The organism is Bacillus sp. SA1-12, from assembly GCF_000981385.1.
Taxonomy (GTDB): domain Bacteria; phylum Bacillota; class Bacilli; order Bacillales; family Bacillaceae; genus Metabacillus.
Map to the genome: position 1 here is coordinate 120,397 of NZ_LATZ01000120.1, position 26,999 is coordinate 147,395.

21 protein-coding genes, 1 pseudogene and 2 riboswitches are annotated in these 26,999 nt (G+C 38.6%); of the genes and pseudogenes, 4 read left to right on the forward strand and 18 right to left on the reverse strand.

All coding sequences use genetic code 11. From position 1 onward, the window contains the following. Window positions 1–55: 55 nt before the first annotated feature. Entirely contained in the window at window positions 56–1,489 is a 1,434-nt protein-coding gene (locus WQ54_RS22495) for an amino acid permease (RefSeq protein WP_046588007.1), read from the reverse strand. Window positions 1,490–1,574: 85 nt separating this feature from the next. Continuing rightward, a riboswitch (Lysine riboswitch) is annotated at window positions 1,575–1,756 on the reverse strand. Between the two features lie 241 nt (window positions 1,757–1,997). After that, window positions 1,998–3,824: an APC family permease gene (locus tag WQ54_RS22500; protein WP_046588008.1), complete on the reverse strand. Its 1,827-nt coding sequence runs from the start codon at window positions 3,822–3,824 to the stop codon at window positions 1,998–2,000. 168 nt (window positions 3,825–3,992) lie between these two features. Next, window positions 3,993–4,137, reverse strand: a riboswitch (cyclic di-AMP (ydaO/yuaA leader). A gap of 156 nt (window positions 4,138–4,293) precedes the next feature. On the opposite strand from WQ54_RS22500, the gene WQ54_RS33880 reads away from it, so the two are divergent. Continuing rightward, window positions 4,294–4,434, forward strand: a complete 141-nt coding sequence (locus WQ54_RS33880) for a hypothetical protein (protein ID WP_156178080.1) — start codon at window positions 4,294–4,296, stop codon at window positions 4,432–4,434. Between the two features lie 924 nt (window positions 4,435–5,358). Here the strand turns inward: WQ54_RS33880 and secDF are convergent. The 11 genes and pseudogenes from secDF to WQ54_RS22560 all read right to left on the reverse strand — a co-directional run bounded on the left by secDF (window position 5,359) and on the right by WQ54_RS22560 (window position 18,608). After that, window positions 5,359–7,623, reverse strand: a complete 2,265-nt coding sequence (secDF, locus tag WQ54_RS22510) for a protein translocase subunit SecDF (RefSeq protein WP_046587579.1) — start codon at window positions 7,621–7,623, stop codon at window positions 5,359–5,361. A 59-nt stretch (window positions 7,624–7,682) separates the two neighbouring features. Beyond that, entirely contained in the window at window positions 7,683–8,018 is a 336-nt protein-coding gene (locus WQ54_RS22515; RefSeq protein WP_156178082.1) for a hypothetical protein, read from the reverse strand. Between the two features lie 245 nt (window positions 8,019–8,263). After that, entirely contained in the window at window positions 8,264–9,046 is a 783-nt protein-coding gene (locus tag WQ54_RS22520; RefSeq protein WP_046587583.1) for an alpha/beta hydrolase family protein, read from the reverse strand. A 265-nt stretch (window positions 9,047–9,311) separates the two neighbouring features. Continuing rightward, window positions 9,312–10,241 carry a manganese-dependent inorganic pyrophosphatase gene (locus WQ54_RS22525; RefSeq protein WP_046587584.1) on the reverse strand — a complete coding sequence of 310 codons (930 nt, stop codon included), beginning with the start codon at window positions 10,239–10,241 and terminating at the stop codon, window positions 9,312–9,314. A 130-nt stretch (window positions 10,242–10,371) separates the two neighbouring features. Continuing rightward, window positions 10,372–11,448, reverse strand: a complete 1,077-nt coding sequence (locus WQ54_RS22530) for a nitronate monooxygenase family protein (RefSeq protein ID WP_046587586.1) — start codon at window positions 11,446–11,448, stop codon at window positions 10,372–10,374. A 129-nt stretch (window positions 11,449–11,577) separates the two neighbouring features. Then, window positions 11,578–12,882, reverse strand: a complete 1,305-nt coding sequence (locus WQ54_RS22535) for a dicarboxylate/amino acid:cation symporter (protein WP_084822274.1) — start codon at window positions 12,880–12,882, stop codon at window positions 11,578–11,580. Between the two features lie 795 nt (window positions 12,883–13,677). After that, window positions 13,678–14,826, reverse strand: coding sequence for a galactonate dehydratase (gene dgoD, locus WQ54_RS22540; protein WP_046587587.1), 1,149 nt, complete (start codon window positions 14,824–14,826; stop codon window positions 13,678–13,680). Window positions 14,827–14,844: 18 nt separating this feature from the next. Further along, window positions 14,845–15,477 (reverse strand): bifunctional 4-hydroxy-2-oxoglutarate aldolase/2-dehydro-3-deoxy-phosphogluconate aldolase, encoded by a 633-nt coding sequence (locus WQ54_RS22545; protein WP_046587589.1) that lies wholly within the window; start codon window positions 15,475–15,477, stop codon window positions 14,845–14,847. Between the two features lie 24 nt (window positions 15,478–15,501). Continuing rightward, window positions 15,502–16,455: pseudogene (locus WQ54_RS22550) on the reverse strand (sugar kinase). Between the two features lie 21 nt (window positions 16,456–16,476). Beyond that, complete coding sequence (locus WQ54_RS22555; protein ID WP_046587591.1) at window positions 16,477–17,223, reverse strand: IclR family transcriptional regulator; 747 nt, start codon at window positions 17,221–17,223, stop codon at window positions 16,477–16,479. Window positions 17,224–17,546: 323 nt separating this feature from the next. Further along, window positions 17,547–18,608, reverse strand: a complete 1,062-nt coding sequence (locus tag WQ54_RS22560; RefSeq protein ID WP_046587592.1) for a DctP family TRAP transporter solute-binding subunit — start codon at window positions 18,606–18,608, stop codon at window positions 17,547–17,549. Between the two features lie 102 nt (window positions 18,609–18,710). Between WQ54_RS22560 and WQ54_RS22565 the strand changes: the two genes are divergently transcribed. Beyond that, complete coding sequence (locus WQ54_RS22565) at window positions 18,711–20,288, forward strand: sensor histidine kinase (protein WP_046587594.1); 1,578 nt, start codon at window positions 18,711–18,713, stop codon at window positions 20,286–20,288. 20 nt (window positions 20,289–20,308) lie between these two features. Next, on the forward strand, window positions 20,309–20,992 hold the full coding sequence (locus WQ54_RS22570) for a response regulator (RefSeq protein ID WP_046587596.1): 684 nt from the start codon (window positions 20,309–20,311) through the stop codon (window positions 20,990–20,992). A 50-nt stretch (window positions 20,993–21,042) separates the two neighbouring features. Here WQ54_RS22570 and WQ54_RS22575 read toward each other — a convergent pair whose 3' ends face one another. From WQ54_RS22575 to WQ54_RS22585, 3 genes are all read right to left on the reverse strand, one after another. After that, complete coding sequence (locus tag WQ54_RS22575) at window positions 21,043–21,933, reverse strand: 50S ribosomal protein L11 methyltransferase (protein WP_046587598.1); 891 nt, start codon at window positions 21,931–21,933, stop codon at window positions 21,043–21,045. Window positions 21,934–22,254: 321 nt separating this feature from the next. Continuing rightward, on the reverse strand, window positions 22,255–23,106 hold the full coding sequence (locus tag WQ54_RS22580; protein WP_046587600.1) for an NAD(P)-dependent oxidoreductase: 852 nt from the start codon (window positions 23,104–23,106) through the stop codon (window positions 22,255–22,257). A 12-nt stretch (window positions 23,107–23,118) separates the two neighbouring features. Beyond that, window positions 23,119–24,066, reverse strand: a complete 948-nt coding sequence (locus WQ54_RS22585) for an aldo/keto reductase family protein (protein WP_046587601.1) — start codon at window positions 24,064–24,066, stop codon at window positions 23,119–23,121. A 164-nt stretch (window positions 24,067–24,230) separates the two neighbouring features. Between WQ54_RS22585 and WQ54_RS22590 the strand changes: the two genes are divergently transcribed. After that, window positions 24,231–24,563, forward strand: coding sequence for a helix-turn-helix domain-containing protein (locus WQ54_RS22590; RefSeq protein ID WP_046587604.1), 333 nt, complete (start codon window positions 24,231–24,233; stop codon window positions 24,561–24,563). A 22-nt stretch (window positions 24,564–24,585) separates the two neighbouring features. On the opposite strand, the gene trpB is transcribed toward WQ54_RS22590, so the two are convergent. Together trpB and WQ54_RS22600 are read right to left on the reverse strand one after the other, a co-directional pair. After that, the gene (gene trpB / locus WQ54_RS22595; protein ID WP_046587605.1) at window positions 24,586–25,752 is read right to left on the reverse strand and encodes a tryptophan synthase subunit beta; all 1,167 of its coding nucleotides are present in this window, start codon (window positions 25,750–25,752) and stop codon (window positions 24,586–24,588) included. Window positions 25,753–26,053: 301 nt separating this feature from the next. Beyond that, entirely contained in the window at window positions 26,054–26,959 is a 906-nt protein-coding gene (locus WQ54_RS22600; RefSeq protein ID WP_331435172.1) for a peptidylprolyl isomerase, read from the reverse strand. Window positions 26,960–26,999: the final 40 nt, after the last annotated feature.

Here is a 26,999-nt window from a genome sequence, read left to right on the forward strand (position 1 = left end):
TTTATTTTACATAAAAATTTATTTTTTCGCAAAAACAAATAAAGGATACAGATTTTTAGTTAACTATATTTTTTTCGGTATTACCATCAATTTGATCGTTATTTCGTTTACGATTTACTATCGGATAAATAATAAATCCTGCTATAAAGAGTCCAATTCCTAATGAAAATGTCTTTAAATCCGAAATTCCTGATTTAATAACCCATATCGAATAGATAAGCGCAAAAACTGCAATTAATCCATCAAGCAATCTCGAGCCTGCAATACGATCATATGTCTCTCCTTTTATGACTAGCTTTAAGAAGAAGATCGCTGAAACTAAATAAGGGATAAGATAGGCTAGTGTTGCAGATGTTGTCAAAAATGTATATGCCTCACTAATCGTGCCTGAAATCACCGAAAGAATAAAAATTTGTGACATGGCATTTGTAACAGTTAAAGCACGAACTGGGCTCCCTTTCTTATTTACCTTGGCAAAAAATGCAGGAAAAGTTCCTTTTTTTGCAGCTTGAAAAGGCACCTCAGCACTTAGGAGAATCCAACCGATTGTTGATCCTAGTAAAGAAACAACTGCAAGTAATGCCATAATTATCGCGCCCATGTCGCCAATCATAACGGAAAGTGCATCGACAAATGGTTTATCTGAAGCTCTTAATACCTCTTGAGGTAAAACACCCATTATTAGCAGCGTAATTCCCATATAGATTGTTAAAGCGATAAATAGTCCGATTATAGTTGCTCTGCTGACATCGCGTTGAGATTTTGCACGGCCAGATAAGATAACAGCAGACTCAATACCAACAAATGCCCAAAGTGTAGAAATCATCGCTAAGTTGATTTGACTAGAAAGATCATGTGTTTGTCCATCAGCATCCACAACAGGTGAATATAAATCCCCCAAGTTTGAGGATTGGAATGCAAAAAGCGCTGCAACAATAAATAAAACAAATCCAATAATTTTTGTAGCAGTTGCTACAACATTTACTTTTCCTCCAACATTTAGGTTCGTCACCAAAACGAAATGTGTTCCCCATAGTAACAGGGTACAAACGATAAATGTCACTAATCTCCCTAATTCAACATCTTGGTTCCCTAGCGTAAACAGGATCGATGAATTTCTCATTATAGGGAAGAAAGTTGATAAATAGCCTGCAAAACTCGTAATAATCGCAACGTTGCTAATCCAGTTTGCGATCCAATATCCCCATACCATACCAAAACCAGCAACATTCCCTTTGTTACGGGATGCAAATAATTCTCTTGCATAGCTTTGTGGACCAGCTGTTAAATCAGGTCTGCGGATTGATAATTTCCCAAAAACAAGTGCAATCATTAAGACACCGATCCCTGTAATGAGCCAAGCAAAGGTTACCCCTAAAGGACTTGCTGTCTGTGCAAGTGTGCTTGGCAACATAAAGATACCGGAACCTACCATATTCCCCACAACCAAGGAGGTTAAAATTAATAGCCCCCACTTTTTCTCTATCATAAAAATTCCTCCGAATAATAATTTAATCAAAAAAAACGCATAGAATCCTATTCCACGCGTTTTTATCCAAAAAACCCGCATCCTATCCCGTAATAGCTCTCCATAGAATAAATCTATGACAGTCCTGCACTTATTCAGTGCAGCCCCAACAAGGACAGCTGTGTGGTCATTCCTTGCTTCGGCGACAATTCCTTTTGTTTCTTCTTCAATGATCCCACCAGATCTCAATAAGAACTACTCTTAATTGTCGCAACCTCTACCTCACCAGGATAGCGATGAGGATTTTAACTCTATTTAATTGACTAGATTTTGAGGATAGCAAATCGTTTCGGGATGGTCAATCATTTGAGGAAAAGCTCTAATATTCTGTTTCTTCAGAATGATTGCCTTAAAAACACGCAAAAACCCTTCTAGTCGTTATTAACAGAAGGGTTTTTGCTATTTTTCAATTATTTATTTCAACCATAAAGATGATAAATTGGAATAAGTTAACACATCATCCCAATCACTATTCCTTAAGATGATATGGCACTGTAGTGACGACCACATCTTTTCTATATAAAAGTATCGCGCGAATTAGTAAGCTAGACTGATTATGAAGAATATAGTGCCATCTTTTCTTCGGAATAAATTGCGGGATTAACACAGTCACTCGATAATTTGATTCATCCGCCTTATGTTCCACTGTATCAATAAACTTCGATAACGGCTGGATAATACTTCTATAATAAGAGTGTAATGTCACAAGCCGGATATCCGGCTGAAACTTTTTCCATTTCTCTTCAAAGGTCTTTTCATCTTTTCGTTCAAACGACACATACACCGCAATGATTTGATCTGCATTTAGAGATTTCGCGTAGTTTAATGAATTTTCTACAACATGAGTAATTCCTGCAACTGGAACAATGATGACATTTCCCTCAATTGGTTTAACTGGTTCACATGTTGTAATTCTCAATTGATTTCCTACTGCTTCATAGTGCTTTTTCACCCTATGAAAGATGACCACAAGAATTGGCAGGAAGATCAGCACAGACCACACCTGGCCAAACTTAGTGATAAAGAAGGTCATCATAACTAAAAAGCTAATGATTGCACCGACAAAGTTTATTGTCAGCTTTACTACCCAGCCATTAGGCTTTTCACGAATCCATTTCACCAGCATCCCTGTTTGAGATAAAGTAAACGGTATGAATACCCCAACAGCATAAAGCGGAATTAATTGCTCCGTATGTCCTCTAAATGCGATAATCAAAATAATAGAAGCCGCTCCAAGGAATATGATACCATTAGAATACCCTAAGCGATCTCCTCTTATAGTAAACATTCTTGCCAGATATTTATCCTTGGCAAGATTAAAAGCCAATAAAGGGAAGGCTGAATAACCCGTATTTGCCGCAAGAATAAGAATCATAGCTGTTGTTCCCTGAATGAAGAAATACATGAAATTCCTTCCAAAGGTTTCTGATGCAATTTGTGAGACAACCGTTTCCTCTGCTTTTGGTGTTATTCCGTAGTAATAGGCTAAATAAACAATACCGGAAAATAAAATCGCGAGCAAAATGCCCATTGCTGCCAGCGTTTTAGCGGCATTATTTGGTGCTGGATCCTTGAAATTGGGTATGGCATTAGATATAGCTTCAACACCAGTTAAAGCAGAACAACCTGACGCAAATGCTCTAAGCAGCAAAAACAAGGTTATCCCAGTAACTGGGGACCCGACAGGTGCATGAAGCTCTGGTGAGACATGACCAGTCAGAATATGATATAAACCAACTCCAATTAAGACAAACAACGCTAAAACAAACAAGTAAACTGGATAAGCTAAAAAGGAAGCTGATTCAGTAACCCCTCTTAAATTCAAGATGGTTAAAAACACAACCAGTATACATGCGATGATGACATTGTATGAATGTAAGGCAGGAAAAGCAGAAGTAATCGCATCTGTTCCTGCCGACACACTAACTGCCACAGTCAGAATATAGTCAACCAATAATGAACCGCCTGCAACGAGTCCTGGATTTACTCCAAGATTCTCCCGCGAAACGACATATGCCCCACCTCCGTGCGGATAGGCAAAAATAATTTGCCGATAGGACAAAATAAGTGCCAATAAGAGAAATAATACACCAACTGCTATTGGAATTGAGTACCAAAAGGCAACGGCACTCACAGTCATTAAAACAAGCAGGATCTGTTCTGGTCCATAGGCAACAGATGATAAAGCATCGGAAGATAAAATAGCCAGAGCTTTCGTCTTATTCAGCTTTTGTTCTCCTAATTCTGTTGACTTTAAAGGACGACCTATTAACAATCTTTTAACCGTAGATACCATTCTTGCACCCCATGTTTTTAATTTCACTCTTATATTCCCCTCAATTAGGGATATAAGCCTTCAATATTTAAACTTTAAACCTTTTTTAGGAACGACAAAAAGCCCACAAAGGCACCATAAATAGCCTTGTGGACATTTGATTTATATGTCAATGTCACACCAGCTCCACCTTCCTCTCATAACGCTTACGGAGTTAGCTGTCGGGTTCGGGACAAAAGAGTATCCCTTCCTGGTAAAGGATTCACCCCAAGAGGATCAAAGATCCACGTAAAAATGGGTCCCCCGTTCCTAATGGATTAAGCGATTTGAATTATGAAACTGATGATTATCATACTCCTATGTTTTCGATATGTAAATACCTCTTTGCTAATTTTTTCTTCTTTGATGAAATAATAAAAAATACATGCTAAGAATATCCATGAAGAAAACGTCAATGATAATGATAGTAAAAAAATGAAGGGGTGATGAAATGACAAAGGAAAAAAAACTCTTATTATCGGACGAGTTTTTAAATGAGTTAGCAAGAGAGATTAACCTACTGTACGGACAACCCCAACCAATAGAAGACGATCATGAAGCTACGAGCGATTCACCTCATCAAGAAAAATAATGGCTCTTCCTTAAATAAGAAAAACGCAAGCACGGATGTTGATGTATTGTAATGAGACGTTTAGTTTTTTCTTTTTGGGGTCTTTTATAGACATTTCTTTCGTTCTCTTGCCGGGTTTGTCTCTTTGATGATGCTTTCAATGAGACACTTCTCCGGTTCTCCTTTCGGATGATTGTCCTTTGATGCTTTCTACGGGACACTTCTTCAGGTCTCTTGTCAGGGTTTGTCCTTTTGGTGCCTTCTATGGAACACTTCTTCGGGTCTCTTGCCAAGGTTTGGCCTTTTGATGTTTTCTACGGGACATTTCTTCTGGTCTCTTATCGAGGTTTGGCCTTTTGGTGCATTCTATGAGACATTTCTCTAACTCTTTTGCTAGGGTTTGGCCTTTTGGTGCTTTCTATGAGACATTTCTCCAGCTCTCTCACTAGAGTTTGTCCTTTTGGTGCCTTCTATGAGACTTTTCTCTAGCTCTTTTGCTAGGGTTTGTCCCTTTGATACTTTCTATAAAATTTTTCTCCAACTCCCTTGCCAAGGTTTGTCCCTTTGATTCTTTCTATAAGATTTTTCTCCAACTCCTTGCCAAGGTTTGTCCCTTTGATGCTTTCTACGGGACAATTCTTCGGGTCTCTTGTCAGGGTTTGTCCTTTTAGTGCTTTCTATGAGACATTTCTCCTGCTCTCTCGCTAGGGTTTGTCCTTTTGGTGCTTTCTATAGGACAATTCTTCGGGCCTCCTGCTAAAGTTTGTCCCATACGCTTTCTTACCTTTAATTTCTATCTTTTTTAAGGATAGTTCCTTGGCCGCAAGATGCTGAAAATGAAACATGAAAGCTAATCCATATTTTATGAATTCTATCATTCCTTGGAAAAATAAAAACACAGAGGTTAGTTTAACCTCTGTGCCTTTTAAACAATTATATTACTTTTTACACTTGTGGTTCATCTGAAACTACACGTTTCTCTTTAAAGGTTTTAATAACACCTTTTTTCTTCAATTCTTTATACTTCCATTCTACCCACAGCTGAGCCGCAATGAAAATAGAGGAATAGGTTCCAACGATTAAACCGACTAATAAAGCAATTGAAAATGGGCGAATCGCTTCACTTCCAAAGATCAGAAGCGATAGAACGGTGATCGCAACCATTAAAACCGTGTTAACGGAACGGCCCAATGTTTGACGTAAGCTTGTATTTACGACATCCACGATATCTTCATATGTCTTTAAATACCTTCTTCTTTGCATATTCTCACGCATGCGGTCAAAAGTTACAATTGTATCGTTTATCGAATAGCCCACAACTGTTAAAAGTGCAGCAATAAAGGTTATATCTACTTCAAGACCAGTAATACTAAAGAACGGAATGACAAAAAATGTTGCATATAAAAGAGCGATGACCGCTGAAACTGCCATTCGAAGTTCAAAACGGAAGGTAACGAAAATGATTAAGCCAACAACCGAAATGAGCAATGCAGTCAAAGCATTTTTTGCAAGCTCTTTTCCCACAGTCGGTGTCACGCTGCTTACATTTGGCTCTGCCCCTAATTCTTTGTTAAAGTGGCTTTTTAACGTTGCGATTTCAGCTTTTGAAAGGATTCCTTTATACCTCGCTACAGCCAAGTTATTCTCTTCACCTGAAATAACGATATCATCTGTCGGCAGATCGATCTTTTCAAGTTCAGATTCAACCATCTCCGTATTAAGAGGTTTATCTGAAAGCAGCTCCACTCTTGTCCCGCTTGTAAAGTCAATGCCGAGATTTAAGCGAAGGACGAATAAGCAAATGATACCTAATAGGAGGACCAAACCTGAAAATGCAAAAAACTTTCTGCGATGTTTTACAAAATCAAAACGATCGAATTTAGTAGGAAGATCAAGCGTATCAAAGTTTTCAGAAATATGGTGAATTTCTTTTTTCTTCACGCCAAACCAACCTGGTTTTTTATTAAAGATTTTACTGTTCACCCATAGGCCAAGCAACCATCTTGAAAGATAGACGTTTGTCAAAAAGCTTCCAAGTATCCCAATAATTAAGCTTGTTGCAAAACCTTTTACAGAACTTGTCCCATAAAAGAAAAGAACAGCAGAAGCTAAAAGTGTCGTTAAGTTGGCATCGGTAACGGCAGAAAAGGAGCTTTGATTACCAGCTTTAAACGCAGCTTGCATTGATTTTCCAACTTTAATTTCCTCTCTTATCCGCTCATAAGTAATGATATTGGCATCTACCGCCATGCCCACACCTAAAATAAGAGCTGCAATACCTGGAAGAGTTAACACCACGTTCATCCAATCAAAAACGAGAACAGTTAAATAGCTGTAAATAGTTAACGTAATCGTGGCAATGAAGCCGGGAAAACGATAGTAAAAAATCATAAAGAGATAAACAGCCAGAACTCCAATAATGCCTGCAAATACGGTTTTATCCATTGCTTGTTCACCAAATGAAGCACCTACTGAAGTGGAGTAGATTTCATCCAGTTTCACAGGCAGAGCACCTGCATTTAGAATATCAGCTAAATTTTTTGCTTCCTCTATCGTAAAATCTCCTACAATCGACACCGTATTTTGATTAAAGACCTGATTTACTACTGGTGCAGAAATGTATTTCGGTTGAGGCTTTGCACTTTCTTTAACAAAAGAGTCCTTGCCTTCTTCAAAGTCCAGCCAAATAGCTAAAACGTTGTTTGGTGCAAGATTAACGATTTCCTGGGTTACATCACGAAATTTATCTGCGCTTTTTAATTTTATTGAAACACTTGGCTTTCCATTCTCATCAAAGGTTTGTTCTGCTCCTCCCTCTGCAAGATCAGAACCATCCATCATTAGACGGTCATTTGCATCACGAAAAGAGAGGTTTGCTTCAGTTGATAAAATCTCTCGTGCCTCATTTTGATCATCAACACCTGCTAATTGAACACGAATGCGATTTTCACCTTCGATTTGGATGTTAGGCTCGCTGACACCTAAGATGTTTACACGTTTATCTAAAGCTTCAGCAGTTGCTGCAAGTGCCTTTTCGTCAATCACTTGTCCTTCTTTTGCAGGTTTTACTTCATAAAGAATTTCAAAACCACCTTGCAAATCGAGGCCTAACTTAATATTGTTTAAAATATCTTTAGATGTCGCCATCATGATGCTTGAAAAAACGACAAGAAAAATAAAAAATGCGACAATGCGACTTTTTTTGACCATTGTTTACAATCTCCTACCTTCATTATGATGAATGATTACCTTCAAATCCTTTTAATTGATCATGATATCAATATTTTAGATAGGTAATTTGATTGGCATTTTTTCACAATGAGAAAGGACTTATCACGAGGGAAAAATTCGGTTAAGCTTAGCAAAATTTGATCAATTCCAATTGTATGTATAACGTAGTTATCATTACTATGAAATGAAGTTAATATTTTTGTCACTTTCAATTCTTTAAACGACGCTAATTTAGAAGCTTCTATCTCCAATTCAAAAAGCAGAGGTAAAAGCTCTTTTTCGGAATGATCAATTTTCAATTGGCCCTTTAAATTAGGAACAGGTGAAATGAACACGTAAATAAGTATGAATAAAGAGATGCATAATTTTATCAAGTGATTCCACCTTCCCAACATTTACTTAACCTCCATTATTATACTATAAGTTACTAAAGCAGATATTAGCTATTTTCATTAATTATTTATTATCTACAAACTTTTGCTAAAATTAACATGTTGATAGAAAAAGATTAAATAATTCTGTTCATAAAAAAACAATGGATTACGATGAATCCACTGCTATACTATATTTGATTATGCCATACAAAAAGTTCCTCTTCACATTGAAAATGTATAAATGTTTATTTCTTATCTAATGGAAGCCACTCTAATACATCTTGAATCTTTTCATCCCAATAAGCCCAATCATGTGTGCCTGGCCCAAAATCTGTGGTTAATTCATAACTGGTCTGCTCACATTTTGCCCTAAAGGTTAAATTACTTTCATAGAGGAAATCCTCTGTCCCGCAGCATTGATAGATGGAAGGCTTTGGTTGACCTGCTGCCTTTTCTCCCTGTTCTAAAAGCCACAAAAGATCATGTTCTGTATCTTTTATCTCTTCATCACCGAAAATGAGATGGAACACATTGTCTAAATGTCCATCCTGCTTGATCCAGCTTGCCATGTCTACGGCTCCAGATAAACTCGCAGCTGCAGAAAAGACATTAGGATGACGCAGCGCCCATTTTAAAGCACCATAGCCGCCCATAGATAAACCTGCTACAAAGTTATCCTCTCTTCTCGAGGATAATGGAAAGAAAGATCGTGCAATCGTTGGCAATTCCTCTGTTAAAAATGCCCAATAGCGATTGCCATATTTCATGTCAGTGTAAAAACTTTGATGAACCTGCGGCATAACAACTGCCAGACCAAGCGGGGCCACATATCGTTCAATTGAGGTGCGACGTGTCCAAATCGTATCATCATCGCTAAAACCATGGAGAAGATAAAGTGTTTTATGCTTATCCGCCATTTGTCTGTTTTCCAGCCCGATCTGTGAGCTTGTTTGCTGTGGCAGAATAACCGTCATTGATGTACTTAAAGATAATACTTCAGAAAAAAATTGACATTGAATGAAAGCCATTGGAATTTCCTCCTACAAGTAATTAACGTTCTCAAAATCTATTTCTTTACTCATAGCGGCTTTTCCTTCTTCCTGCTCACAATCATCCTTAAATAAATGCAAGCACCTTCTCAGTATAGGGAAAAATAAGACTCTCATGAATAGAAGGAGCTCTTTGCCTTCATTTCTTAAGTGGCTGTGACGCTGGCAGACACAAAAACTAAATACAAAACAAAAAAAGAAGCCATTCACCTTGTATAAATAAGGCGAATGGCTTCTATATTTCTTACTTAGTAAATGCTTCTGTTAATACAGGCACGATTTGTTTTTTACGTGAAACAACACCCTTAAGCACTGCTTGGTTGTTATCAAGCTCAACGTTATATGCTTGCTCAACTTTGCTTGCTTCATTACCGATAGCTACAGCAACAGAATCGTTTGTTAAAATATCTGTTACAACGAATAAGAATAAATCTAAACCCTTCTCAGCTACAACTTTTGAAAGTGCTGCTTCAATTTCAGCTTTATTTACAAGCACATCATTTGTATCAACGGCATTAACCTGGGCAATTTCCACTTTGCTTAATCCCATTTGGAATTCTTTCGCATCAAGAGAAATTAATTGCTCAACTGTTTTATCGCTTAGATCAGCACCCGCTTTAAGCATGTCTAAGCCATATGTATTTGCATCAACTCCAGCGATTTCAGCTAATTCTTTTGCTGCGTCAACATCTTGTTGCGTGCATGTTGGTGATTTAAATAGTAGAGAATCAGAAATAATCGCTGATAACATTAATCCAGCTGTTTCTTTTTCAATTTGCACACCATGCTCTTTGTACATTTTGTTAAGAATAGTTGCAGTACATCCAACAGGCTCTGCACGGTAGTATAGTGGATCACTTGTCTCAAAGTTTGCGATTCTGTGGTGGTCGATTACTTCAAGCACGCGAACCGCTGTAATATCATCTGCACTTTGTTGACGCTCGTTATGGTCAACTAAAATAACTTCACTTGCTTCTCCAGCTACTTTTTCTACTAAACGAGGTGCATCTTTTTTAAAGTAGTTAAGCGCATATTGTGTTTCGCCGTTAATTTCACCTAAACGTACAGGCTCAGCGTTTTGTCCAATTTTATTTTTCAGCTCAGCATACGCAATCGCAGAACAGATTGTATCTGTATCTGGGTTTTTATGACCAAAAACAAGTACTTTTTCCATAAGAAAGCTCCTTTACACAATAAAATATATACTATCATATCATATTTTCATCTATTAAAATATCCATCAAATTTGAAAATTATCAAATAATAATTGGAATTTGATCGGAATACATGGCTTTGAAAGAGTATTAGTTTTTATTTAAATTCTGCAAGGCCTCTTCCATTTCCTCTAACACCTCTTTGATGATTGTTTCAGCCGACTTATCCTCCTTTAGCAATCTGGTTGCCTGTCCAGACCATAATGACATATAGTTAGGATTATTCTGTGCAGCAGCAGCCTTTCGGATATCTCCTGTTAATGTGTTTTGACTCGGAAATGGTAAAGGAGCAACACCTGCCTTTTCAAATTCCGTAATAAACACATTTTTAATCCCTCTGGCTGGGCGTCCGGAAAAGCTTTTTGTTAGAACTGTGCTTTCCTCGGTACTATCTGATAATGCTTGTTTATAAAGGGGATGAATTCCGGATTCTTTGCTTGTTAAAAATTGTGTGCCCATTTGTATTCCCCCTGCACCTAAGACAATTGCTGCGAGCATTCCTCTTCCATCCATAATTCCTCCTGCAGCAATAACCGGGATTTTCACATGATCAACGACTTGGGGAATTAGCGAAAATGTTCCGATATTCGCTCCATTTGGATGCTCGTGGATATCAAATGTGCTTCGATGTCCCCCTGCATCACTTCCTTGCGCAACAATGACATCGGCTCCAGCCGCTTCAGCCATGATTGCCTCACGAACCGTTGTGACCATCGCAATGACTTTTACACCTTTCCTTTTCACGATCTCCATTTTTTCTCTCGACAGCAGACCAAATGCAGTACTGATGATCGGCACATTTTCATCAATTACGACCTGAAACTGCTCCTCAAAATCATCAGCAGTTTTTACGGTTTCTTCTCCTTGAGGGACACCTAAATTGTTGCGAAATCGATTTAAGACCGACTGTACCTCTGTGAGATTTTTAGTATGATCCTTCATTGAGGTACAAAACAAATTAACAGCAAAGGGACGATTTGTCCGGTCTTTTATTTTCCAAATGGCTTCCCTTATCATTTCAGGCTTCATATATGCAGCACCTAATGTCCCAAGGGCCCCTGCTTCAGATACACTTGCTACCAAATCAACGGTTGTGGCACCTCCAGCCATCCCTGCCTGAATAATAGGATAGCTGATACCTAACATTTCGCATAGTTTTGAATGCATGACATGACCTCCTTAAACGATCCTCTTGATAGAAGTTCTATTTTTTTAGATCATTACCTTTTTCCACAGCCATTAAAATAGGCTGACCCAATTTGAGTCAACCTAAGTCTCACCATCCATGATAGTATTTTATTTTACGGAAGCACTTACAGATGTGTCATAACTCGGTGAACTTGATTCCGTTTCATTATTCGCTTCAGCTTCAACATACCCATTTGGATCAAACTCATTTTCTGACTTCGCAACAACTACTGTTGCTACACCGTTACCAATTAAATTGGTGATGGCACGAGCTTCCGACATAAAGCGGTCCACACCTAAAAGAAGCGCCATTCCTTCAACTGGAATCATCGGAAACGCAGCTAATGTTGCCGCCAATGTTATAAAACCTGAACCGGTTACACCTGCTGCACCCTTTGAGGTAAGCATTAATACACCCAGTAATGTTGCTAACTGCCAAATTGATAGATCCACGCCATAGGCTTGGGCAATAAAAATGGCTGCCATGGACAGATAAATCGAAGTTCCATCTAGATTAAAGGAATAGCCTGTTGGCACAACAAGGCCTACTACCGATTTGGAACACCCATACTTTTCGAGTTTTTCCATCATTTTTGGAAGTGCAGATTCTGAGGATGAGGTACCAAGTACAAGTAAAATTTCTTCTTTAATATATTTGATGAAGCTAAATATATTAAACTTATAAAATTTTGCAATCGCACCTAAAACAAGGACAACAAAGAAAAACATCGTGATATACACAGAACCCATTAATTTTCCTAAATTTACAAGAGACTCAATTCCAAAGTTACCAATTGTGTACGCCATTGCTCCAAATGCTGCAATAGGTGATATTTTCATGATCATATTAACTATTGTAAAGAAAATATCCGTTAATTTTTCAAATAACGAGATAACCGGTGATGCTTTTTCGCCTAATGATGCCGTTGCAATTCCAAATAATACCGCAAAGAAAAGGATTGGCAACAACTCTCCGCCTGCTAATGCGGCAACTGCATTTTCAGGTACAATGCTCATGACAAAATCCATAAACCCATGGCTTGTTTCCTCTGCCTGTTCCGTATATTGAGAGACATCAGCCCCATCAGCACCGCTCGTATTAAAGCCATTACCCGGCTGAATAATGGAAACAACGATAATTCCAATTGCTAATGCAAAGGTTGTGACAATTTCAAAATAGAGCAAGGCTTTGCCGCCAATTCTGCCAACCTTCTTTAAATCTCCCATACTGCCAATTCCAATGACAATCGTGAAGAAGATAATTGGTGCGATAACCATCTTAATAAGCTTAATAAAAATATCAGCTAATACCTTTAGCTGTGCTCCAAACTCCGGGAAAAGAAATCCAATCGTGATCCCCAGAATAATCCCAATAATTACCTGAACCGTTAAATTTTTAAAATTAAGTTTCATTTATCATTCACCCCTTATTGATACCGCTTTCAATCTTTCTGTTTTCTATATTAACTGATAATTTAGAAACATTATATTTATGGTTTTAATGGTCTTTTTGTTCTTTTTGGTCTTAATTTTACGGTTTAACTTATTTGAGGTTTTCCCCGGGAAGTCCAGAGCCGTTTATCACCCTTCTCAAGCTCCCCTGTCCCTTAGTTCCCTTCCGCAGGAGTCTCGAACCTTCCGCTCCAGCCAACAAACCGACAATTCAAAATGAACTTTAACATAGCTAAAAAAAGAGCAAACCTCTTAAAAGGTTTGCTCAAATCACCTATATAATTATTTTCATCCAAAGCTGTATTATAAAGAAAGTATGACAAAGAAAAGAAGGAGTGCCATTCCGAATACCACGATTAAATGAATAGTCTAGTATACTTTGTTCTTCAGTCATAGTCCATGCTTATTCATCAATTGGTACCAGTCCTGCTTCAACAATGTTTATCACAGACATTTTAACTGTTTCTTTTCGTTGTTTTGGCCTTCACAGCTCTGATCACGGACTCTTTTGCTCTTTCTTTTGCCCGTTTTGGCCTTCACAGCTCTGATCACGGACATTTTAGCTCTTTCTTTTAACCGTTTTGGCCTTCACAGCCTTGATAATGGACACTTTAACTGTTTTTTTACCCGTTTTGGACTTCACAACCTTAATCATGAACAACTTTACTTTCCCTTTTACCCATTTTGGCCTTTACTGCCTATGCACAACATGGTTCATAAACAGTCACTGCTTTGCCATATTCCTCTATATCTCTATCACCATTCAGCAATACTGCCATCTGCATGTCTCCAGATAGGATTTCTCCAATTATGGCTGATTTCCGCCATTTTCCTTACATAATCTTCATTGATTTCAATTCCTAATCCAGGGCCGTCCGGAATGTTTACGTATCCGTTTTCATATTGGAATACGCTGCTATCAGCAATGTAATCTAGTAAATCATTTCCTTGGTTATAATGAATACCCAGGCTCTGTTCTTGAATAAAGGCATTGTGGCATGTAGCATCTACTTGGAGACAGGAAGCCAATGCAATTGGACCTAACGGACAGTGCGGAGCTGCCGCAACATCAAATGCCTCAGCCATTGATATGATTTTTTTACATTCCGTAATACCGCCTGCATGGGATAAATCCGGCTGAATAATATCGACATATCCATCCATTAATAGATTTTTAAAATCCCATTTTGAGAACATTCTTTCACCTGTTGCAATAGGAATGGTTACATGATTGGCAATGTCACGAAGCGCCTCATTATTCTCCGGCAAGACAGGCTCCTCAATAAACATTGGACGGAAAGGTTCAAGCTCTTTTGCTAAAATTTTCGCCATTGGTTTATGTACTCGTCCGTGGAAATCAATTCCGATTCCAATATAAGGACCTACCGCCTCTCTGACAGCTGCAATTCGTTCAATAACCTGATCAATTTTTTCGTGAGAATCAACATATTGAAGCTCTTCAGTCCCATTCATTTTTACCGCCGTAAAGCCTTGGTCCACAACCGCTTTCGCTGAAATTCCTACATCTGCAGGACGATCCCCTCCAATCCACGAATAGACCTTGATCGATTCTCTTGCTTTCCCTCCTAACAGCTGGTGAATAGGTGCGTTGTAGTATTTTCCTTTTATATCCCATAGCGCTTGGTCAATTCCCGAAATAGCACTCATTAAGATAGGGCCGCCACGATAAAAACCAGCGCGATACATCACATTCCAGTGATCTTCAATTGTAAGCGGGTCTTTGCCAATTAGATATTCCATCAATTCTTCCACAGCCGTCTTTACAGTAGCTGCTCTGCCCTCAATAACTGGTTCACCCCAGCCGGTAATCCCTTCGTCCGTTTCTATTTTTAAAAATAACCAACGTGGCGGTACTTGAAATAATTCATAGTTTGTAATTTTCATCAATAACACTCTCCTCGTTTAATTGTCAGATGTTACAGCTACTACAAATTGTTTTGCTTTTTCTGATATTTTTTCTAGATAATCAGCAGTTATCTCTTGCTTCGTATTCACAAGTGCGCTGCCAATTCCGCAACCTGCTGCACCCGCTTTCAAATAATCCTGAATATTACTGACATCTACACCGCCTGTTGGAAGTAACGGTATTTGCGGAAGGGGTCCGCGAATATCCTTTATGTAGCTTGGTCCTAATGTTGCAGGAAAAACTTTGATAATATCTCCGCCACTTTCATAGGCTGATAGAATTTCAGTTGGAGTAAAGGCGCCAGGAATGCTTACTGCTCCATATCTTTTTGTCATATTAATGGTTTCTGGATTAACAGTAGGAGACAAGATGAACTTGGCACCTGCTAAAATGGCAGCTCTGGCCGTTTCCGGATCTAACACGGTACCGGCACCGACAAGCACTTGATCGCCAAGCTCTGCTGTAACGGCTTCAATACCAGCTAAAGCCTTTGGCGAATTCATCGTTATTTCAATCATGTTTACTCCGCCTCCATGCAATGCTTTGGCAATAGAGACAATATTTTCCGGGTTTGCTCCTCGGATAATAGCGATAAGTTTGTTTTCAAGAATGCTAGACAGTATTTTCATTAAAATATTGATCCTCCTATATTTTTATCGAGTAACATCTTCTCTATCTGATAGATGTTGAAGCGCTTCCAATCCATCTCGATCAGGCAAACCTTCAATATCTCCATTCACAGTTGTAACAGTTGCACCGATTGCACAGCCCCTCACGACAGATTCTTTAACAGTAAGCCCTTCTATTAAACCTGAAAGCACCCCTGCAGCAAATCCATCGCCTGCCCCAACGGGATCTATTATTTTTTCCACCTTAAATCCTTGAACAAATCCTTGTTCTATTGGAGTAGAAAAATAAGCCCCTTTTTCTCCAAGTTTTATAATAACGGTTTCAATTCCATGGGAGTAAAACTGCTTCGCCATTTCTTGAGGATCTTCTGTTCCAAATAAAAAAGCCCCTTCACTAATTCCAGGCAAAACGTTATCTGCTTGTTGTGCGATTGCTAATAGCACCGAATGCGCTTCTTCCTCATTCCATAATTTACGGCGTAAGTTAGGGTCAAAAACTACTTTTACATCATGCTTCTTTGCGAGCTCAATCGCATGAAAAATACTATCCCGGCAAGATGTGCTGAGAGCAGGTGTAATACCTGTTATATAAAGAAATTTCGCATTTGCAATATACGCTTCATCTATATCATCAGGTGTTAAGAAGCTCGCAGCAGAATGCTGACGATAATAATAAATTCGAACATTGTTTTCATTCATCATTTCTTTAAAAAAGATACCAGTCGGGGCGTTTTTGTCAGCAGTTACCTGGCTTGTATCGACTCCTTCTCCTCTAACTGCTGAAAGAACGAACGATCAGAATTCATCCTTCCCAACCCGACTGATCCAACCAGTGTTGTGTCCAAGCTTTGCCAACCCAATTATTGTATTGGTCTCGGCTCCAGCAATTTTAGATGAGAAATTTCTAGCGTATCTCATCTGACCTTGGGTATGAGGAGAAAACAAAACCATTGTTTCTTCTATGCCTACAACATCCATGTTCCTCCTCCATTTCTGCTTTTAGGAATAGCCAATGCTTTTGGAAATATTCTTTGCTGTTTGCAGAATCTTTTCGACGATAAAATCCTTCCTGTTGATCATTCTTTCTTTTGGCCCAGCAACACTAATAGCTGCTTGGATTGTTCGGTCCGCGCCAAAAATAGGGGCTGCCAGACAATAGAGGCCTTCCTCATTTTCCTCATCATCAATGGAATATCCCAATTCAGCAAACATGTTTAATTTATCCTCTAACTCCTGGCGATTTGTTATCGTATTCGTTGTAATCCGAGTTAATTCCGTATCGTCCAAAATAGCATTTTTCTCCTGCTCAGGTAAGAAAGCAAGAAAGGCCTTTCCTAACCCTGTGCAATACAGCGGTTTGCGATAACCTGGTTGAGCTGTAGTTCGAATCGAACGGTTATTGTCTATTTTGACGATATAGACTAACTGTCCTGCGGATAGTACAGCCATGAATACTGTTTCTTGAACTTCTTCCATTAACTTTTTCAGAAAGGGTGTTCCTTGGGAAGAAATATCGAGTGACTCCATTGCAAGCGTACCTATTTGAATCAGCTTAGGTCCTAATCTATACCGTTTATGAGAGTCTTGGTTTAAATAACCTTCCTGATATAAAGTGCCAATAAGATTTGATGTACTACTCTGTGGAAACGAAAGCTTTTCACTAATTTCTTTAATGGTTAAACCTTCTTTGTGATGAGCTAATAGCTCAAATACTTTTAATACTCGTTCAGCAGATTTTACTGACATGTTACGACCTCCTAAATCACATATGAGATTCCTAATCGTATATGTGATTTATTAATTTTATCCTAACATGGCATGATGCCATAAACAATGATTTTTGGTATAATTTCATACAACTTAGCCTAATCAAAATCTTTTTACTAAGAAAAGCGCAAGAGCATTGCTCAGCCTTGAGCAATGCCTACAATTTCATTTTGCCTGGACCCTAGATGGGCTGGGTGCTGGTGCTAGACACAAAAACTAGGTTAAAATTTTATCCTTTCTTACCTTTAAAGAAAAAAAAGATTTCCTGTGAAGATGTTGTCCATCTTCTACAAAGTATTCTTTTACTCCCTTTCCATTTCCTCTATCCTTTGTTCAATAAAATCCTTCACAAACTCTTCATTCACCTGATCATAAAGCGTATGATAAACAGGCATAAGCTTGTTTAACCAGGCTTCCCTTTCTTCATCTGTTAAATAATGAATCTCAATCATGGATTCATTGTCAATCACTTGAAGTTGTTGTTTATTCATTTTCATGGATTCTTTGATCATCCAATCGGTTGTCTCATCCATAGCCTCTGTTAAACTTGTTTGCACTCCTTTAGGCAAACTATTCCAAAAATCCTTATTCATTAATACCACATACCCTAAGAATCCATGATTGCTAATCGTCATATAGTTTTGAAGCTCATATAATCGTCGTGAATAAATATTGGAAATGGTATTTTCCTGTCCTTCAAATTTATCTGCTTCAAGCGAAACATACAATTGGTCAAACGGCATCGGAATGGGCACAGCTTCTAATCGCCGGAACTGCTCTGCAATTATTTCGCTGGGCATAATCCTAAAACGCTGTCCAATAAAATCCTCAGGCACTTTCAATGCTTTCACACTGCTTGTCATCTGTTTCATCCCATTGCTCCACAACGCCATCCCTTTGATGTTTTCATCTTCATGCAGCTTTAAGAAGTTTTTACCGATTCCACTCGTAAAAACATCTGTCACATCCTCATTCGTTTGAAACAAGAAAGGCAAGTCAAATAAGCCCCATTCTGGTGCTAAATTTGTCATTTTTGATACAGAAGGCGCGATCATTTGAACGTCGTTTTTTATTAATGCATCCAATTCCTCTTCATCTGTATATAACGTCCCATTAGGAACAACCTCAACATTCACTAATCCGTTTGTTTTATCAGATGCTAAATGGGCAAATTTCTGTGCAGCTAAACCCTTTGGTGTATTTTCAGCAACCACGTGGCTAAACCGTATCGTTATTTGATCAGACAATCCTTTTTGTTCGTCGTCATAACTGATCTTTTCTTGTCTAAATAACTCAAAAGGATAGAATAGGACACATAGTATGATGATGATGACAAGAATACTTGAGGTGATTAAATACTTCATTCTCTACCATCTACTCTCATTATTAATCCTGTTCATTGTAACATGTGTTATTTTCCATGGTAAAATAAGTTCATCTTCTTTTGAAAAGAAAGGAACTCCCAAATGCATTACGTTTCCATCAAAACAAAAATTATGGGTCTCATCTTTTTTATCGTTAGTTTTTCCTTGTTGCTTGCCGGTGTTGTTATTATCGGCAATTTTATTGATTCACGTGAGGATGATTTAAAGCACCGCGCCCTGTTAACAGCCCGTACCGTTGCTGAGGTTCCCGAGATCAGCGCTGCTATTACCGGTACGAAAGATGATAGGAGCACGATTAACGACAGAGTCGAAACACTGCGGATTATTCATGATGCTGATTATATTGTTGTTATGGATATGAACCATATTCGTCTGTCCCATCCTGTTCCAAGCCTGATTGGCAAAAAATCGCAAGGTGATGATGAGAGACCCGCTTTTGCTGAGCTTACCTATACAACAAAAGCAAAAGGAGATGCCGGAACGGTTATACGAGGGTTTGTTCCTATTATTAATAAAAACCATTATCAGGTAGGCGTCGTCGTTGTTGGCTACATCCTTCCGACTTTTTTAGAAATTATTTGGAATGTCCGTTTTGAGATACTTTTAACAGGCGGGATCTCACTTTTATTCGGCGGCTGGGGTGCATGGCTTTTAGCCTTGCGAATTAAAAAAGAAATGTTTAATCTTGAACCACATGAAATTGTTCAATTAGTGATCGAGAGGACAGAGACCTTTAATGCGATGCATGAGGGCATAATTGCGATTGATACAGATGAAACGATTACAATCTTCAATGACAAAGCGAAAAGCATGATGGGGATTACAGGTGACGTCATTGGTCGAAACATTAATTTGATTATACCTGATACAAGGCTCCCTGAAATTCTAAAACTGCAAAAACCGCTCTACAATAAAGAATTAACCGTTCGCAACCTTAATATTGTCTCAAACCGCATTCCTATAAAAGTGCAGGGAAAAACCGTTGGAGCTGTTGCAATCTTCCAGGATCGGACGGAAGTGAAAAAGCTCGCTGAGGAATTAACAGGAGTAAAAGCGTTCGTTAGCGCTTTGCGCGTCCAAAATCATGAACATATGAACAAACTCCATACAATAGCCGGCTTGCTTCAGCTTGGCCATAAAACGAGAGCATTAGAGTATGTCTTTCAAATAACCGAAGAACATGAAGAGCTCACACGATTTTTATCTAAAAACATCCATAGCGAAAGTCTATCAGGTCTTCTTTTAAGCAAGGTTAGCCGCGGAAAGGAGCTGGGCATTACGGTTCATATTGATCGTCATAGCAAATTGACATCATTCCCGCCGCCTCTAGATGATCATGACTTTGTCGTTATCCTAGGAAACCTGATTGAGAACGCATTTGACTCCTTTAAAGACTTCAATGGGAAAGAACAAGAAATATATGTAAGTATCGAACAGCATGAAAATCTGTTATCCGTCCTTGTGGAGGACAATGGAAAAGGAATACCGAAAGAAGCAGAAGCTTTCATTTTTCAAGAAGGCTTCTCTACGAAAGAAGGTTCAAACAGAGGGATCGGTTTGTTTTTAGTAAATGAAATCATTTCTAAAGCAAATGGGACAATCCAAGTGGAATCCACGCTTGAGCAAGGTACATCCTTTACCATCACCTTTAATCTGTAGAGATATGGAGGAATTTTTCTATGAAAAGTACTGCAACACGTGTGTTATTGATTGAGGATGATCCGATGGTTCAAGAAATCAATAAACAATTTGTTGAACAAGTAGAAGGCTTCACTGTTATTGGTTCTGTTTCTAATGGAAAGGAAGGAATCGAGTTTATCAAAAAGGAAAAGCCTGATTTAGCTTTAGTTGACATCTATATGCCAAATCAAGATGGGGTAACAACGATCAAGCAAATTCGTTCCGAAGGACTTAATACCGATGTTATTGCCATCACAGCTGCAAGCGATATCGAAACTGTCCGGCAGGTACTGCAGCTTGGGGCAATTGATTACATTATGAAGCCTTTTAAGTCTGACCGAATCAGACAAGCTCTGACAAATTACCGAAGCTATTATGTAAAGCTTCAAGAAAAAGACGCAATTACTCAACAGGAGCTGGATTTAATCCGATTTCAATCCTCTAAAACTGAGCAAAAACAACTTCCAAAAGGTCTTAATGCTCTTACATTGGAAAAAATAAGTGATTATTTAAAAAAACAAAGCCAGGCTGTTTCCGCCGAAGAGGTTGCAGAAGGAATTGGCATTGCCCGTGTTACTGCAAGGAGATATCTTGAATACATGGAACAATCGGGAAGTGTAAAAATTCAAATTGAATATGGCGGAATCGGAAGGCCGATTAATCGCTATCGTTTCCTAAACTAATGAAGGGTCTGACTCCAAATCAAAGAGTCAGACCCTTCGAGGCAAATCGGCTATGCTTTTGAAAAATGTATTGTTACCCATTCATTCGTTTGTGCTTTTTCTTTAATAGAAAAACCGCCTGATTCAAAAACTGCAATAAGTTGATCAATATGCCATTCAACCAAACCCGAGATGATAAAATCATTGCTGTTTTTTAAAAGGTCATGTCTCTCCAAAATACTCATCGTTTCATTTGCACCAATATTGATTAAAATGAGATCATATTGATTATCGATCGTATAATCACCCGTTATTAAATCGGCTTGCACGACTTCAATTGTGTTCGTTAGATGATTTAATTCAGCATTATGATAAAGCTCCCTTGCAACCTCCTCATAATCAACGGCAACGACTTTTTCAGCCCCTTTAAGGGAAGCAGCAATCGTCAGCATCCCTGAACCAGTTCCTAAATCAAGGACGCTTTTCCCTGTAAGATCCCTATCCAAAATCATTCGTAAACAGCCTTGGGTCGTTTCATGAAGTCCTGTTCCAAATGCAGCCAATGGATCGAATTTTAACACATGCAAATCATCATATTTTGCATGAGAATTTGGATACATAATAACCCAGCCATTTCCTAGATCAATATCCTCAAATTCATAGGTCTCCTCCCAGTCTGTTTCTTCACGGGAAATATAGCTTATGTCTTCTCTTGGAATAGATAATGTTTCTTCTAAAAGGGCAAAATACGCTTCTGGTAAATGATCGACTTCTACATCACTAGCATAAATTTTTAACTCAACATTCTCGTTTTCTTTTTCTTCATAACCATAGCCATTCTGGACTTTAATGATTTCAATTGGGGATTCATAATAAAGATTGTATATTCCCGCCGCATTCAGCGTTTCTGTGTATTCATCAATCCGCTTAAACGGTACTTGTAAAGTAAATTCGTGTAACATCAATCGATTCCTCTCTGTGTATATGTAAGAAAAGGGCAAGCGCCTTGCTAGAGCTAAGGAAAAATAAGACGCTCATGAATAGGAGGCGTTCATTGCCTTCAATTTCATGAATGGCTGGCGCTGGAGCTAGACACAAAAAACTAGTTATCCTTAAACTAAAAACAGCCTTGAAGGACAGCAATGATCCCTTCACAGTGTAATATATTTTGAATTGTGATAGCAAATGGTTTTTATTTTATGCGCCAAAGGTATTATGGCCCCGCCTTATAAATACAAAAGGGAACGATCAACGGTCTCAAACCGTTTCGTTCCCTTTTTAGCTTATTTATTTACCATTACATAATTTCTCCAGCTATGCTTAGGCTCCCAGTTTAATAGCCTTTTTGCTTTTTCGTTGGAAAACAGTGTTTCATATTTATCCAATTGCTTACGGATCTCAGCAGTTGGATAAATGGTCTCCATTAGCTCTTTGCTTTCTATGTTCATACTTGTGTCGTCTGCAGCAATATTTAAAGCAACCGAACCAAGACCATCCGTTTCTACAGCTAAACGGTAAGCAATTGCAGCATCTCTAGCATCGATATAGCTCCACATGATGACCTTACGTTGATGCGGATCATCGATGAAGGACGGAAATCTTTCATACATCGCAGGAGCAATCACATTGCCCAGTCTCATAGAGACAACCTGCATTCCGGTCCGGCGGTGAATCATATCTGCTGTTTGTTCATTCACGATCTTTGATAACCCATAGCTGTCCTCAGGCAGCTGCGGATGATCTTCATCAATTGGGGCATATTGAGGAGATAATTCACTTACCGCAAACACAATGCCATATGATGACTCGCTTGAGGTAATAACTGCTTTTTTAATTCCAAGTGTCCCCGCCGCTTCTAATACATTATAAGAAGACATGACATTGTTTTTAAACGTTACCTCATTTGGGTGTGAATAGGCGACTGGGATCGCTGCCAGATGGACAACCGCATCTGCTCCAGCAAGGACACCATACACCTCGCCAAGATTTTGCAAATCGGTTATGACCGTTTTACAAATCGGTTCCTCTGGATGCTTTAAATCTGCATTTACGACCTCATAACCGCCCGCAACAAACTCTTTTAACACCCATTGACCTAAGAGGCCGCTTCCTCCGGTAACTACGACTTTTTTCAAAGCTTTCTCCCCTTACTTTAAAATATCTTCAATGCTTGAAATGACTTCCTCTGGTAATGTCACTCCTGCTCCTTTTACATTTTCAATGATTTGCTCTGGTTTTGTTGCACCAACCAATGTACTAGCAACGCCAGGCTGACGTAAAATCCAGGCAATGGCTAATTGTGATAAGCTTATATCAAGCTCTTTTGCAATTCCGCCTAATTTATCAACTTTTAGCAAGGTGTCATCTGTTAATAATTGACCCATATGCATGTTTGCCTTCGAATCTGTAGCACGGCTTCCTTCTGGAGCACGATTGCTTAAGGTATATTTTCCTGTCAGTACTCCCTGTGCTAGTGGCGAAAACACAATTTGACTAATACCATGTTGTTCACATACTGGAAGAACCTCTTTTTCAATATAGCGCTGTAACATACTATAGTTCGGTTGATTGACAACAATACGGTTTAATAAATATTTATCAGCTGTGCCTACCGCTTCTTGGATTTGCTGTGCAGTCCATTCACTGACCCCAGCATACAAAATCTTTCCTTGACGAATTAAATCATCAATTGTTCTTAATGTTTCATCAACAGGTGTTTCTGGATCATAGCGATGGCAATAATAGATATCAACATAATCTGTTTTTAATCGTTTTAAACTTGCATGAAGCTGTTCAAATACATGCTTCCTTGACAGGCCTCGATCATTCGGACCATCTCCCATCGGCCAAAACACTTTTGTTGCCAGCACATAAGAATCGCGGGCATACTTGCTAAGCGCTTCACCAACTACTTTTTCTGATTCTCCTCTTGCATACACATTGGCTGTATCAAATGAATTTACCCCTAAGTCGTAAGCGGTCTCAATTGTTTGAATCGCTTTTTCCTTTTCAGTTGAAGCTCCAAATGTTAACCAGCTTCCTAAGCTTACCTCACTTACTTTTAATCCGGATCTTCCTAAGCGACGATATTTCATTCATCCCATCCTCCTCTTCATTTATGAACCAAACGTGTTTTTTTGGTTCTCCCATTAAAATTATAAATTTTTCGAATTTTGTGTACAAGTACTGAAATATTATTGATATAATAAAAATCTAGTGACCTACTATAAATTTTATAGTAACTATCGAGGGGGATTTTATGAAAAAATTAGAGGAAATACATATTGAATGCTCGATTGAAAAAGCGCTTGAAATTATTGGCGGAAAATGGTCTTTCCTTGTTATTAAAGAACTTTTTGAAGGAACAAAGCGATTTGGAGAATTGCAGCGTGCCATTCCAAAAATAAGCCCAAAAGCTTTAACAGATACTCTCCGCCATTTAGAAGCCCATAATGTGTTAACGCGAGAAACATTCCCTACAGTACCTGTAACGGTTGAATATACATTAACTGAAAAGGGGCAATCATTGAATAAAATGTTGAAGGAAATGAAAAAGTGGGGAGCTCAGTGGGGGAAAAAAATTGAGGGATGACATAAGTCATCCCTCATTTATTTTATAATTGAAGCATTTTATAAACCTGCTCCACATCCTTGTCTCCTCTTCCGGAAAGGTTAACAATAATAGCGTCGTCTTTGTCAAGCTCTTTAGCAAGCTTTATTGCATAGGCAATCGCATGTGAACTTTCAAGTGCTGGGATAATCCCTTCTATTTTAGAAAGAGTTTGAAACGCTTCTAATGCTTCTTTCCCGGTAACCGTCACATATTCAGCTCGGTTTGTTGTTTTCAAATAACTGTGCTCAGGCCCGATTCCCGGATAGTCCAATCCAGCTGCAATCGAATAGGTTGGTTGTGGTTCTCCGTTTTCATCGAGCAGTGTTAAACATTTAAAGCCGTGGATGACTGCTGGAGTTCCTTGGGTTAACGTTGGAGCCTCAGCTGGCTCAACACCGATTAAGCGAACCGATTTTTCATCAATATAATGGGCAAACGCGCCGATTGCGTTACTTCCCCCGCCAGCACAGGCAACAACTGCCTTCGGAAGCTTGCCTTCTTTTTCGAGAATCTGTTTTTTGGACTCTTCACTAATAATCGATTGAAAATGTTTCACCATTGTTGGGAATGGATGAGGTCCTACTGCGGAGCCCAACAGATAAAACGTTGTTTTATAGTTGGCCACTAAATCATTTAACGCCGCATCAACTGCATCCTTAAGCCTTCCTTGTCCCTTGTCAACAGGAATAACCTTTGCACCTAATAGCTCCATACGGAACACATTTAATGCTTGTCTTTCTGTATCCAACTTTCCCATGTAGATGGTACATTCCATACCGCCTACAATCGCACAGGCTGTCGCAGTCGCCACTCCATGCTGGCCTGCCCCTGTCTCAGCAATGATACGTGTTGCTCCCATCCGCTTCGCTAATAAAATCTGTCCAATCGCATTATTAATTTTATGTGCTCCAGTATGATTCAAATCTTCTCGCTTTAGGTAGATTTTCGCTCCACCGACCTGCTTGGATAAGTTTTCAGCGTACGTAAGCGGATTTTCCCTGCCGATATATTCCTTCATATAATAATTGTATTCCTCAATAAATTCAGGGTCATTCTTATATTTTTCAAAGTTTTCATCTAAAACATCCAGGACATTTTTTAAATCCTCTGGTACAAAACTTCCCCCAAATTCTCCAAAATATCCTTTTTCCATTGTACGATTTTCCATCTTGCCTCTCCCCTCTGTCTATTAAAATAGCGAATATTCAGAAATGATTGTCTCTATCATTATACCATTATTAAATCAGCAAATGTCAGCCAATATTCTAGTTCCTAATCTCGTTTAAGCACCAAAGCATTATACCGAACAGCATGATATTAATCAAAATGACCAACTGTAATAAGGAAACTTTTCTTTTCATACAATATCCACTTTTTCGAATATCCTACTATTTTGACGCTTTAGCCTGAAAGATGTTCCAGTCTTATAAAAAAAACGGACTCCATATGGAGCCCGCTTCTTAAGCCTATTACTCTTCTTCCTTATCTTGACTTAGGTAATTTTTCACCTTATATTCTTCCTTTTTCTTTTCTAACCATGTTGGATATTCAGTCGCCATTTTTTCATCAAATAAGGTTTCTTTTATTTCTTCTTTGCTATCTTCAAAGTTAGCTTCGGCTGCTTCCTGGATGTCTGTTACTTTTATAATATGATATCCATATTCTGATTTCACGGGTTTGCTGATTTCATTCACCTTCATGGAGAATGCTGCTTCTTCAAATTCGGCAACCATGCTGCCTTCCCCGAAAAATCCTAAGTCACCGCCATTTTCTGCTGATCCTGTATCTGTTGAATATTCTTTTGCAAGTTCAGCAAAATCTTCACCAGCGTCAATCTTTTCTTTGACCTCATTCGCCGCTTTTTCATCTTCTACTAAAATATGGCTGGCTTTTACTTGTTTCGTTTTTGCAAATGAATCTTTGTTTTCATCGAAATAAGTTTTCATTTCTTCATCAGTAATTTTGATACTTGACTCTAATAATTTCTCGATTTGAAGATTTGTTTTAACATCTTCCTTTACATCCTCTTCCGTTAATCCGCTAGCTGTCAGCTGCTGATTAAACGTTTCCTCACCGCCGTAGGAATCGATTAACTCTTTAAGCTCTGCATCGACTTCTTTATCAGAGACAGTCACCTTTTCCTTTGCAGCCTCCTGCTGAATAATGTTTTTCGTAATCAGTGTTTCGACTGCTGCTTCTCCGTTTTGTTCAACAAAAAATGTATATAAATTGTCTTTAGTTATAGATTCATCTCCTACCTTTGCAACAACTTCGCCTCGTGTTGAAAGAAAGATAAATACTGCAGCAGCTGCTACTACAAGCACTGCTAAAATTGCAATTGTTTTTTTACTCGAAAATAGTTTCTCTATCATCATATGTCTCCTTAAAAAAAATAGTCTTCCTTCTAGTCTACTT

Excerpts from the sequence above, each read along its gene's own strand:
- WQ54_RS22495 (WP_046588007.1), bottom strand. The coding sequence starts at position 1,489 with ATGATAGAGAAAAAGTGGGGGCTATTAATTTTAACCTCCTTGGTTGTG.
- WQ54_RS22500 (WP_046588008.1), bottom strand. The coding sequence starts at position 3,824 with ATGGTATCTACGGTTAAAAGATTGTTAATAGGTCGTCCTTTAAAGTCA.
- WQ54_RS33880 (WP_156178080.1), top strand. The coding sequence starts at position 4,294 with ATGACAAAGGAAAAAAAACTCTTATTATCGGACGAGTTTTTAAATGAG.
- secDF (WP_046587579.1), bottom strand. The coding sequence starts at position 7,623 with ATGGTCAAAAAAAGTCGCATTGTCGCATTTTTTATTTTTCTTGTCGTT.
- WQ54_RS22520 (WP_046587583.1), bottom strand. The coding sequence starts at position 9,046 with ATGGCTTTCATTCAATGTCAATTTTTTTCTGAAGTATTATCTTTAAGT.
- WQ54_RS22525 (WP_046587584.1), bottom strand. The coding sequence starts at position 10,241 with ATGGAAAAAGTACTTGTTTTTGGTCATAAAAACCCAGATACAGATACA.
- WQ54_RS22530 (WP_046587586.1), bottom strand. The coding sequence starts at position 11,448 with ATGCATTCAAAACTATGCGAAATGTTAGGTATCAGCTATCCTATTATT.
- WQ54_RS22535 (WP_084822274.1), bottom strand. The coding sequence starts at position 12,882 with ATGAAACTTAATTTTAAAAATTTAACGGTTCAGGTAATTATTGGGATT.
- dgoD (WP_046587587.1), bottom strand. The coding sequence starts at position 14,826 with ATGAAAATTACAAACTATGAATTATTTCAAGTACCGCCACGTTGGTTA.
- WQ54_RS22545 (WP_046587589.1), bottom strand. The coding sequence starts at position 15,477 with ATGAAAATACTGTCTAGCATTCTTGAAAACAAACTTATCGCTATTATC.
- WQ54_RS22555 (WP_046587591.1), bottom strand. The coding sequence starts at position 17,223 with ATGTCAGTAAAATCTGCTGAACGAGTATTAAAAGTATTTGAGCTATTA.
- WQ54_RS22560 (WP_046587592.1), bottom strand. The coding sequence starts at position 18,608 with ATGAAGTATTTAATCACCTCAAGTATTCTTGTCATCATCATCATACTA.
- WQ54_RS22565 (WP_046587594.1), top strand. The coding sequence starts at position 18,711 with ATGCATTACGTTTCCATCAAAACAAAAATTATGGGTCTCATCTTTTTT.
- WQ54_RS22570 (WP_046587596.1), top strand. The coding sequence starts at position 20,309 with ATGAAAAGTACTGCAACACGTGTGTTATTGATTGAGGATGATCCGATG.
- WQ54_RS22575 (WP_046587598.1), bottom strand. The coding sequence starts at position 21,933 with ATGTTACACGAATTTACTTTACAAGTACCGTTTAAGCGGATTGATGAA.
- WQ54_RS22585 (WP_046587601.1), bottom strand. The coding sequence starts at position 24,066 with ATGAAATATCGTCGCTTAGGAAGATCCGGATTAAAAGTAAGTGAGGTA.
- WQ54_RS22590 (WP_046587604.1), top strand. The coding sequence starts at position 24,231 with ATGAAAAAATTAGAGGAAATACATATTGAATGCTCGATTGAAAAAGCG.
- trpB (WP_046587605.1), bottom strand. The coding sequence starts at position 25,752 with ATGGAAAATCGTACAATGGAAAAAGGATATTTTGGAGAATTTGGGGGA.
- WQ54_RS22600 (WP_331435172.1), bottom strand. The coding sequence starts at position 26,959 with ATGATGATAGAGAAACTATTTTCGAGTAAAAAAACAATTGCAATTTTA.